The organism is Methylobacterium sp., from assembly GCF_028290105.1.
GTDB lineage: Bacteria > Pseudomonadota > Alphaproteobacteria > Rhizobiales > Beijerinckiaceae > Methylobacterium.
On the sequence record NZ_JAQGKL010000205.1, the window covers coordinates 1 to 9,295 of the forward strand.

General features: G+C 69.8%; 12 protein-coding genes. 11 read left to right on the forward strand and 1 reads right to left on the reverse strand.

What is annotated here, in order from left to right:
* From JWQ05_RS14840 to JWQ05_RS14865, 6 genes are all read left to right on the forward strand, one after another.
* The coding region (locus JWQ05_RS14840) for a Do family serine endopeptidase (protein WP_299659728.1) at nucleotides 1-1,143 on the forward strand (1,143 nt) is incomplete at its 5' end.
* 175 nt (nucleotides 1,144-1,318) lie between these two features.
* Nucleotides 1,319-2,614, forward strand: a complete 1,296-nt coding sequence (locus JWQ05_RS14845; RefSeq protein WP_299659731.1) for an aminotransferase class I/II-fold pyridoxal phosphate-dependent enzyme — start codon at nucleotides 1,319-1,321, stop codon at nucleotides 2,612-2,614.
* 107 nt (nucleotides 2,615-2,721) lie between these two features.
* A complete protein-coding gene (locus JWQ05_RS14850; RefSeq protein ID WP_299659733.1) occupies nucleotides 2,722-3,159 on the forward strand; it encodes a hypothetical protein in 438 nt (145 codons plus the stop codon).
* 38 nt (nucleotides 3,160-3,197) lie between these two features.
* A complete protein-coding gene (locus JWQ05_RS14855) occupies nucleotides 3,198-3,713 on the forward strand; it encodes a hypothetical protein (protein WP_299659735.1) in 516 nt (171 codons plus the stop codon).
* A gap of 9 nt (nucleotides 3,714-3,722) precedes the next feature.
* Nucleotides 3,723-4,583, forward strand: coding sequence for a 3-deoxy-8-phosphooctulonate synthase (gene kdsA / locus JWQ05_RS14860; RefSeq protein ID WP_299659737.1), 861 nt, complete (start codon nucleotides 3,723-3,725; stop codon nucleotides 4,581-4,583).
* Between the two features lie 191 nt (nucleotides 4,584-4,774).
* Nucleotides 4,775-5,107 (forward strand): hypothetical protein, encoded by a 333-nt coding sequence (locus JWQ05_RS14865; RefSeq protein ID WP_299659740.1) that lies wholly within the window; start codon nucleotides 4,775-4,777, stop codon nucleotides 5,105-5,107.
* Nucleotides 5,108-5,185: 78 nt separating this feature from the next.
* On the opposite strand, the gene queF is transcribed toward JWQ05_RS14865, so the two are convergent.
* Nucleotides 5,186-5,650, reverse strand: coding sequence for a preQ(1) synthase (gene queF, locus JWQ05_RS14870; RefSeq protein ID WP_299659742.1), 465 nt, complete (start codon nucleotides 5,648-5,650; stop codon nucleotides 5,186-5,188).
* 132 nt (nucleotides 5,651-5,782) lie between these two features.
* Here queF and JWQ05_RS14875 point away from each other — a divergent pair, with 132 nt between their 5' ends.
* The 5 genes from JWQ05_RS14875 to JWQ05_RS14895 form a co-directional block, all read left to right on the forward strand.
* Nucleotides 5,783-5,986: a hypothetical protein gene (locus JWQ05_RS14875; RefSeq protein WP_056183260.1), complete on the forward strand. Its 204-nt coding sequence runs from the start codon at nucleotides 5,783-5,785 to the stop codon at nucleotides 5,984-5,986.
* Between the two features lie 219 nt (nucleotides 5,987-6,205).
* Complete coding sequence (eno, locus tag JWQ05_RS14880) at nucleotides 6,206-7,495, forward strand: phosphopyruvate hydratase (RefSeq protein ID WP_299659751.1); 1,290 nt, start codon at nucleotides 6,206-6,208, stop codon at nucleotides 7,493-7,495.
* Nucleotides 7,496-7,582: 87 nt separating this feature from the next.
* Nucleotides 7,583-7,993 (forward strand): thiol-disulfide oxidoreductase DCC family protein, encoded by a 411-nt coding sequence (locus JWQ05_RS14885; protein WP_299659754.1) that lies wholly within the window; start codon nucleotides 7,583-7,585, stop codon nucleotides 7,991-7,993.
* A 54-nt stretch (nucleotides 7,994-8,047) separates the two neighbouring features.
* Nucleotides 8,048-8,716, forward strand: coding sequence for a DUF1345 domain-containing protein (locus tag JWQ05_RS14890; RefSeq protein WP_299659756.1), 669 nt, complete (start codon nucleotides 8,048-8,050; stop codon nucleotides 8,714-8,716).
* A 234-nt stretch (nucleotides 8,717-8,950) separates the two neighbouring features.
* Nucleotides 8,951-9,295: pentapeptide repeat-containing protein (locus JWQ05_RS14895; RefSeq protein ID WP_299659757.1), on the forward strand; the 345-nt coding region annotated here is incomplete at its 3' end.

The following is a 9,295-nucleotide window of genomic DNA, read 5'->3' on the forward strand; positions in this document are numbered from 1 at the left end:
GCCATGGGCTCGGGCTTCATCATCTCGGCGGACGGCTACGTCGTCACCAACAATCACGTGGTCGACAAGGCCAAGTCGGTTCAGGTGACGCTCGACGACAACCGCACCCTCGACGCCAAGGTCATCGGCAAGGACCCCAAGACCGATCTGGCGCTCCTCAAGATCACCGAGGGCGGCACCTTCCCGTACGTCTCGCTCAGCAAGTCGGCCCCCCGCGTCGGTGACTGGGTGGTGGCCATCGGCAACCCGTTCGGCCTCGGCGGCACCGTCACCGCCGGCATCGTCTCGGCTCGCGGCCGCGACATCGGCGCCGGCCCCTACGACGACTTCCTGCAGATCGACGCTCCCATCAACAAGGGCAATTCCGGTGGTCCGACCTTCAATGTCGGCGGCGAGGTCGTGGGCGTGAACACCGCCATCGCCTCGCCCTCGGGCGGCAGCGTGGGCTTGGCCTTCGCGATTCCCGCCGAGACCGTACAGGCGGTGGTCGACCAGCTCCGGGCCGACGGCAAGGTGGCGCGCGGCTACCTCGGCGTGCAGGTCCAGCCCGTGACCAAGGACATCGCCGACGGCCTCGGCCTCGATAAGGCCAAGGGCGCCCTCGTCGATCACGCCGAAGCGGGCACGCCCGCCGCGAAAGCCGGCCTGAAGTCCGGCGACGTCATCGAATCGGTCAACGGCACCCCGATCAACGACGCCAAGGAACTCTCCCGCAAGATCGCCGGCATCAAGCCGGGCGCCAAGGTCGAGCTCACCTACCTGCGCGGCGGCAAGTCCGACACCGCCACGGTGGAACTCGGCGCCCTGCCGAACGACACCAAGGTGGCGAGCACCGAGCGTGGTTCGTCCACGAACGGCCAGCCGCGCCTGGGTCTCAGTCTCGCTCCGGCCTCCGAGGTCGGTGCCGGCTCCGAGGGCGTCGCGGTGATGGAGGTCGATCCGGACGGTCCGGCGGCGGCCAAGGGCATCGAGCAGGGCGACATCATCCTCGATGTCGCGGGTTCCAGCGTCTCGCAGCCCTCCGAGGTCGCCGAGCGGGTCCGCTCAGCCGAATCGAGTGGCCGCAAGGCGGTGCTGATGCGGGTCAAGAACGCCAAGGGCATCACCCGCTTCGTCGCTGTGGCCCTGAACAAGGCCGGCTGATCCGGGGCACACCCTCTCGATCCCCAGGCGGGCCGTGCCCAAGGGCGCGGCTCGTCGGATCACGCAACCCTGATCCGGGGAGATACGCGCGCAGGCGGGGTGACGCGAGGCGCACGAGACGTCATGGTGCGCCCCGCTTCGCCGCCCGCGCGGCCTCAACCGGACCCGACACACCATGACGACGATCGCCGACCGCAGCACGGCCGAACTCGCGGATCTGCGCGCACAGGCCAGGAGCGCCTACGAGGCCTTCAAGGCCCGCGGCCTCAAGCTCGATATGACGCGCGGCAAGCCGGCGCCCGAGCAGCTCGACCTCTCCTCCGGAATGCTCGCGCTGCCGGGCAATGGCGACTACACCACCGCCGCGGGCGAGGATGCCCGCAACTACGGCGGCCAGCAGGGCCTGCCCGAGCTGCGCGCCCTGTTCTCCCATCTCATCGACGCGCCGGCCGACCAGATCGTGGTCGGCGGCACCTCCAGCCTCGCCCTGATGCACGACACCATCGTGTGGGCCCTTCTGAAGGGCGTGCCGGGCTCCGAGCGGCCCTGGTCGAAGGAGGAGGCGCCGGTCTTCCTCTGCCCGGTGCCGGGCTACGACCGCCACTTCGCGCTCTGCGAGGAATTCGGCATCCGCATGATCCCGGTGCCGATGACGGGGCAAGGCCCCGACATGGACGTGGTCGAAGAACTGGTCGCGGATCCCGCCGTGAAGGGCATGTGGTGCGTGCCGAAATACGCCAACCCGTCGGGCGAGATCTTCTCCGACGAGACCGTCCGGCGCCTGGCCGCCATGAAGACCGGCGCCCCCGATTTCCGCCTGTTCTGGGACAACGCCTACTCGGTGCACCACCTGACGACCGACCGGCATCCGGTGCGTGACATCCTCGGCGCCTGCGCCGAGGCGGGCCACCCGAACCGGCCATTCCTGTTCGCCTCGACCTCGAAGATCACGCTGGCCGGCGCGGGCCTCGCGACCTTCGCGGGCTCGCCCGAGAACACGCGCTGGTTCCTGGCCCGGTCCTCCAAGCAGACCATCGGCCCCGACAAGCTCAACCAGTTGCGCCACGTGCGCTTCCTGCGCGACGCCGCCGGCCTCCAGGCCCACATGGATGCGCATCGCGAACTCATCGCGCCGAAATTCGCGGCCGTTCAGGAGGCCCTCGACCGGCATCTCGCCGGCACCGGCGCGGCGCACTGGACCCGGCCGGAGGGCGGCTACTTCATCACCGTCGAGGCCAGCGAGGGCACGGCCACCGAGGTGGTGCGCCTCGCCAAGGAAGCCGGCATCGCCCTGACCCCGGCGGGGGCGACCTCCCCCTACGGCCGCGATCCGCGCGACAGCGTTCTGCGCCTCGCGCCGACCTTTCCGAGCCTCGACGACGTGACGAAGGCGGCCGAGGGCATCGCCCTGTGCATCCTTCTTGCTTCCCTGGAGGCCGAGCATCAGGGGCGCGCGCGCACGGCGGCCTGACAGGACTGTCGCAATCCGGAAACGCGCGCGCCGGATGATGCGCCGCGAATTTGGGAGGCGACGGGATGGTGACCCTGGCGACATGGCGGCGGGCCGGCGCGATTTTCGTGGCCGCCCTCGCAATCCTCGGCGCGATGAGCCCCGCCGAGGCCAAAGCGGCCTGGATCAAGTCGAACTGGGCCTCCGGGACCTTCGTGTATGCCGATCTCTGCACCCTGCCGGAGAGCGGGACGCGCGTCGGTCAGCGCATCATCCTGCGCCGTTCGCCCAACGGCGATGCACTCTCCTACGAGGGCGCGGACAAGTCCGAGCCCCTGGCGGCCGCCTCCATGACCGTCGACGACGCCACCAAGGCGATCACCTTCGCGGTGCAGACGGAGGCGGGTCCGCTCCGGTTCCAAGGCATCGCCGCCCCCGACACCCTGACCGGAACCCTCGAGGACGAGGCCGGCGCCCACTCGGTCCATTTGCCCCGGGTGCTGCGATCCCATGCCCACGAGGCTTGCCCGGGGGAGACCACGGGGTCGATCGGCCGGAGGCGATGAGCCTGGGACTCGTCGCCGGTCCGCGCTAGACCGGACCCATGATCCGTCCCGTTCACCTCTCGATCCTCCTCCTGCCCCTGCTCCTGGGTCCGCTTTCGCCCGCCCGGGCCGCGGATGCCTGTGATGCCCTGACGGCGCGGATGATTCGCGCCACCGGCGCATCGCTGGCCGGGCGCACCGGGACCCTTGCGGTCTTCCGCGCGGCCGATGCCGAGCGCATGAGCCTGACCTGCGGGAAGCCGCCCCGGATGGTCTTTTCCGCCCTGGCGCGGGAGCCGGCCTACCCGTTCTACGCCTTGATCGGACAGGCGGCGCAGGCCCTCACCGGAGCGAAGGCCGAGGCGGTGGAGGCGCTTGCCCTGGCCCTGCACCAGGAGGCCCTGCTCACCGGCAGCCCGCGCCAGGGCGTGGCCGGGCGGGCGGCGCTGCGCTGCGAGACCGCGCCCGATGCGGACCCCTTCGCGACGCCGCGCACTCGCTGCATCCTGATCCCCGATCCGAAGCTCGTTCTCCGCCGCCGGGCCGGCCTTTTCGCGGACGCCCGGGCGGGCTAGACCGGCCCCATGTCCGAGATCTCCTCCGCCCCCCCCGTCGTCTCCGCCGGTCCGGTCGCTTTCGCCAATCATCTGCCCTTCGCGCTCATCGCCGGCCCGTGCCAGCTCGAGAGCCGCGACCATGCCATCGAGATCGCCGACGCCCTGAAGGGGATGACCGATCGGCTCGGGATCGGCCTCGTGTTCAAGGGCTCCTTCGACAAGGCGAACCGGACCTCCGGTTCCACCGCGCGCGGCCTCGGGCTCGAAGGCGCCCTGCCGATCTTCGCCGAGATCAAGGACCGATTCGGCCTGCCCGTGCTGACGGACGTGCATGAGGCGGCGCAATGCGCCCCGGCGGCCGAGGTGATCGACGTGCTTCAGATCCCGGCCTTCCTCTGCCGGCAGACGGATCTCCTGCTCGCCGCCGCCGCCACCGGCCGGGTGGTGAACGTGAAGAAGGGCCAGTTCCTCGCCCCCTGGGACATGGCGCACGTGGCCGCCAAGGTGACGGGCGCGGGCAATCCCAACGTGCTGGTGACCGAGCGCGGCGCCTCGTTCGGCTACAACACCCTGGTGTCGGACATGCGCAGCCTGCCGATCATGGCGCGGGTGACGCACGGCGCGCCCGTGGTGTTCGATGCCACCCACTCGGTGCAGCAGCCGGGCGGGCAGGGCGCCACCTCCGGCGGGCAGCGTGAATTCGTGGCCGTGCTCGCCCGCGCCGCCGTGGCGGTGGGGGTCGCCGGCCTGTTCATCGAGACCCATCCCGACCCGGATCGCGCGCCGTCCGACGGGCCCAACATGGTCCACTTGAAGGACATGCCGGCCCTGCTCTCCGAGCTCCAGGCCTTCGATCGCCTGGCCAAGGCGCGGCCGGCGAGCGCATAGCGACGGTCCGCTCCGAAGACGGGGCCGGCTCGCCCAATTATCGGGCGAGCTATGAGGCTTGGAATGCTGGCCGGTCATTCACCAAGACTGGTGATACCGCCTCGATTCCGGAGGATATGGAGTCGTCAGGGAACGATCGAGCCAGCTTGACGTTGGAGTGATCAATACGTTCTCGAACGCTGCAGGATTCCATGCGCAAGCTTGCCCTCATCTCCGCCCTGACCCTTTCGCTGGGCGGCCTCGCCGCGGCGACTTCGGCCGAGGCTGGCCCGCGAGGTTACGGTTACGGCCATGGCGGCTACGGTCACGGTCATGCCTATGGTGGCCGTGGCTACGGTCGCGGTGGATACGCCTATGGCGGTCGTCGCCGCGGGATCGGGACCGGCGCCGCCGTCGGTCTGGGCATCGCTGGTCTGGCCGCCGGTGCGATCGCCGCCGGTGCGGCCCGCGACGCCTATTATCGCGATGGCTACGCTCGTCCCGCCTATGGCTACGGTGCGCCGGCCTACGGTTACGGCTACTGATCTATTCCGGTTTGACTGGGAAGACGAAGGGCGGTCGGCGCATGCCGGCCGCCCTTTTCCGTCTTGGCCCTGGGTTCGTCAGCGCGCCCGGTATGGCGGGACGCCGGGATCGGGCAGCCAGACGGATTTCAGTGGCTCCCCGGTCTGCCAGAAGACATCGATGGGAATACCTCCGCGCGGGTACCAGAAGCCGCCGATGCGCAGGTAGCGAGGCGCCAGCAATTCGGTCAGCCTCAGGCCGATGCCCACGGTGCAATCCTCGTGGAAGGCACCGTGGTTGCGGAAGGCCGTGAGGTAGAGCTTCAGCGACTTGGATTCGACGAGCCACTGATCGGGCACATAGTCGATCACCAGGATCGCGAAATCGGGCTGCCCTGTCACCGGGCAGAGCGAGGTGAATTCCGGAACCGTGAAGCGGGCGAGGTAATCGGTGCCCGGATGGGGATTCGGCACCCGGTCGAGCCGGGCCTCCTCGGGGCTGGCGGGCAGGGGGCTCATCTGCCCGAGTTGCAGGCCCTCGGGGCCCTGATGCTGTTGCGTCATGAACGGAATCTTTCGGTGTCGACGCTGAAAATGCCGGCGCCGGCGACGGGTGTGTTGCGAAAAACCATCAAATCGGCGCCGGAATGGCGACGGTGAGTGGCAGGCGCGAGGTCCGCGTGCCATATGGGGACCATGAGCGACGAAAACACAGCTACCTATCCCTACACCCTGGAGATCCAGCCGCCCAAGGCCCCGGGCAGTCCTTACCAATGGGCGATCCGCCGGAAGGGGAAGCTGATCCAGCGCTCCGACCGCAATCACCCGACCGAGGCCAAGGCGCGGGAGAACGGCATGGCGCAGATCGAACTGCTCCTGTCGGGCGCGGGCGACCGCTAGTCCAGTCGGATCAGACCGTCCTGTCCCTCGCGGGACAGGCGATATTCCGAGCCTCCGGCGACGGCAGGCTGCGCAGGGCGCTTGCCGGACGCGAAGCGTTGGCGGATAAGCCTCGGCGGGATCGTCCCATCCCGAATCCGGCCGTTTGCGGCCATCCCGGGACGAGCCCGGCCTCCCGCGCGGGGCCTCGACAAGCCGTAACGTCCGGAAGGCGCCTGCATGACCGCGATCACCAACATCGCCGCCCGTGAGATCCTCGACAGCCGAGGCAACCCGACCATCGAGGTTGATGTGCTGCTCGAGGACGGCTCCTTCGGACGCGCGGCCGTTCCGTCGGGTGCCTCCACCGGCGCCCACGAAGCGATGGAGCTTCGCGACGGCGACAAGGGCCGCTACGGCGGCAAGGGCGTGCGCAAGGCGGTCAACGCCGTGCAGTCCGACATCCTCGATGCCATCGGCGGCATGGATGCCGAGGACCAGATCGCCATCGACGAGGCGATGATCGAGCTCGACGGCACCCCGAACAAGAGCCGGCTCGGTGCCAACGCCATTCTCGGCGTCTCACTGGCGGTCGCCAAGGCGGCGGCCGAGACCGCCGGCCTGCCGCTCTACCGCTACATCGGCGGCACGCAGGGCCGGGTGCTGCCCGTGCCGATGATGAACATCATCAACGGCGGCGCGCATGCCGACAACCCGATCGACTTCCAGGAATTCATGATCATGCCGGTGGGCGCCTCGTCGCTCGCCGAGGCCGTGCGCATGGGCGCCGAGGTCTTTCACACCCTGAAGGGCGCCCTCAAGAAGGCCGGCCACAACACTAACGTGGGCGACGAGGGGGGATTTGCCCCAAACTTGCCCTCGGCCGAGGCCGCCCTCGACTTCGTGATGGAATCGATCGCCAAGGCGGGCTTCAAGCCCGGCACCGACATGGTGCTGGCCCTCGACTGCGCCGCCACGGAGTTCTTCAAGGACGGCGCCTACCATTACGAGGGCGAGGGCCAGACCCGCGATATCGAGGCACAGGTCGCCTACCTCGCGGGCCTCGTCGACGCCTATCCGATCCTGTCCATCGAGGACGGCATGTCGGAGGACGATTGGGGAGGGTGGAAGCTCCTCACCGACCGCGTCGGCGACCGCTGCCAGCTCGTGGGCGACGACCTGTTCGTCACCAACGTGACGCGCCTGTCGCGCGGCATTGCCGAGCAGACCGCCAACTCCATCCTGGTCAAGGTCAACCAGATCGGCTCGCTCACCGAGACGCTGGCCGCCGTCGATATGGCCCAGCGCGCGGGCTATACGGCGGTGATGTCGCACCGCTCCGGCGAGACCGAGGATTCGACCATCGCGGATCTGGCGGTCGCGACGAATTGCGGACAGATCAAGACCGGCTCGCTCGCGCGCTCGGACAGACTGGCCAAGTACAACCAGCTCATCCGCATCGAGGAGGGCCTCGGCTCGCAGGCTCTCTACGCCGGCCGCGGTGCCCTCAAGGCGCTCGCCCGCCGCTGACACGGGCCCGCACCTGAGTGGATTGGACACGGCCGCGAAGCGATTCGCGGCCGTGTCCCGTTGGGGCCGACGCCCTATCTCCGGCGGATGGCCGCTCATGCGAATGCGAACCCCGCGCTCACCGTCTATTACGACGGCGCCTGTCCCCTCTGCGCCGCCGAGATCCGCCTGTACCGACGCTCCTTGGGGGCCGGGCGGGTCGCCTGGGTGGATGTCGGTGCGGAAGGTCCGGCGGAGTTGGGAGCCGGGCTGACGCGCGCTGCCGCAAGGGCCCGCTTCCATGTCCGCCGGCCGGACGGCGCCCTGGTCTCGGGCGCGGCCGGGTTCGCCGCCCTCTGGGCCGTGCTGCCGCGCTGGCGCCTCCTCGCCCGCCTCACGAGGCTCCCGGGCGTGCTGGCGCTGGGGGAAATCGCCTACCGCCTGTTCCTGCCGCTGCGGCCCTGGATCGCCCGGCGGCTGCGGACCGGTGGACCACGCTGCGACGAGACTTGCGGATAAGTCTCTCGCGGGGGCAGGACACGACGGCCAAGCTCCCTCGCGCGAGACGCCGTCATGCGTAATCCCCTCCAGACTCTTCCCGTCCAGGCGTTCTGGCTGCGGCCCCGGCTCCTCGCCTCCGTCGGCCTCGCCCTCGTCCTCGCCCTGGTCCTGCCCTTCGGCGACCTGTCGGTGCGGCTGCTCATCGGCTGGTGCCTCGGGGTGCTGGTCTATTGCGGGCTCATCGTGGCGAAGGCGGCGCGCCAATCGCAGGAATCCCTGCGGGCCGAGGCCACCCGCCTCGACGACAGCGCGCTCGCGGTCTCGCTGTTCGCGATCCTGGCGGCGGCGGCGAGCTTCGGTGCCGTGGCGATGCTGGTGCTCGGCGGCAACGGCAGCGAGGCCTACCGCGTGAGCCACCTCGCGCTCGCGGCCGCCACCATGATCTGCGCCTGGCTCTTTGTGCAGGTGGTGTTCACGGTGCATTACGCGCACCTCTATTACGGTACGGAAGCCGACGCCTCGCGCGGCGGGCTCGACTTCAACGGCGACGAGAACCCGGATTTCTGGGACTTCTTCTACTTCTCGGTGACGATCGGGGCGACCTCGCAGACCTCGGACACCGACATCACCAGCAAGGCGATGCGCCGGGTCGTCACCGTGCAGACGGTCTACGCCTACTTCTTCAACACCAGCGTGCTGGCGCTCGCGATCAACATGGCGGCCGGCGTCGCCCAGCACTGAGGGGGTGCGTCGCCGGATGGCCCACGGCGAGACCGGCCGGGTGAACGGGTAGATGCAAGCCACCGGGTAGGCTAGGGCTGCGCCGAGGGCCGCGACGCGCGTCGAGTCCCGTGGTGTCGCGGGCGGCGATCGGCAGCCCGGCGGCCATCGGCACGATCGGGGCCGCAATCCGCGATCGCGGGACGTCGAAGGTGCGGGTGAATGGTGCCCGGGCGTGTCCGCTGGAGAACCGACATGACGCCTGAGGCGGACCCGGCCGACGCGCGCGCGGACGCCTTGCTGGCGCATATTGAGGCCTTGGCGGGCGCTCCCTTCGTGGCGGGCGACGAGGCCCGGGACCTCAGGGGTCTGTCGCTCGGGCGGGACGCCCTGAGCGCGCGGCTCGGCGAGGGAGCCGAGCCCCCTGCCTGGTGGGATGCCAAGCAGTCGGGCCTCGCGCTCGCCGGGGCTGACCTCACCGACGCGCACCTGGAGGATGCGGATCTCTCGGGCGCTAACCTCGCGGGCGCGACGCTTTCCGGCGTGCTCGGCCGCTCCGCGCGCTTTGCCGGGGCCACGGTGGAGGAGGCGAACTTCGCG

What these genes read in the sequence shown, in the direction of transcription:
- JWQ05_RS14845 (WP_299659731.1), top strand. Translation starts at nt 1,319, where the DNA reads ATGACGACGATCGCCGACCGCAGCACGGCCGAACTCGCGGATCTGCGC.
- JWQ05_RS14855 (WP_299659735.1), top strand. Translation starts at nt 3,198, where the DNA reads ATGATCCGTCCCGTTCACCTCTCGATCCTCCTCCTGCCCCTGCTCCTG.
- kdsA (WP_299659737.1), top strand. Translation starts at nt 3,723, where the DNA reads ATGTCCGAGATCTCCTCCGCCCCCCCCGTCGTCTCCGCCGGTCCGGTC.
- JWQ05_RS14865 (WP_299659740.1), top strand. Translation starts at nt 4,775, where the DNA reads ATGCGCAAGCTTGCCCTCATCTCCGCCCTGACCCTTTCGCTGGGCGGC.
- queF (WP_299659742.1), bottom strand. Translation starts at nt 5,650, where the DNA reads ATGACGCAACAGCATCAGGGCCCCGAGGGCCTGCAACTCGGGCAGATG.
- JWQ05_RS14875 (WP_056183260.1), top strand. Translation starts at nt 5,783, where the DNA reads ATGAGCGACGAAAACACAGCTACCTATCCCTACACCCTGGAGATCCAG.
- eno (WP_299659751.1), top strand. Translation starts at nt 6,206, where the DNA reads ATGACCGCGATCACCAACATCGCCGCCCGTGAGATCCTCGACAGCCGA.
- JWQ05_RS14885 (WP_299659754.1), top strand. Translation starts at nt 7,583, where the DNA reads ATGGCCGCTCATGCGAATGCGAACCCCGCGCTCACCGTCTATTACGAC.
- JWQ05_RS14890 (WP_299659756.1), top strand. Translation starts at nt 8,048, where the DNA reads ATGCGTAATCCCCTCCAGACTCTTCCCGTCCAGGCGTTCTGGCTGCGG.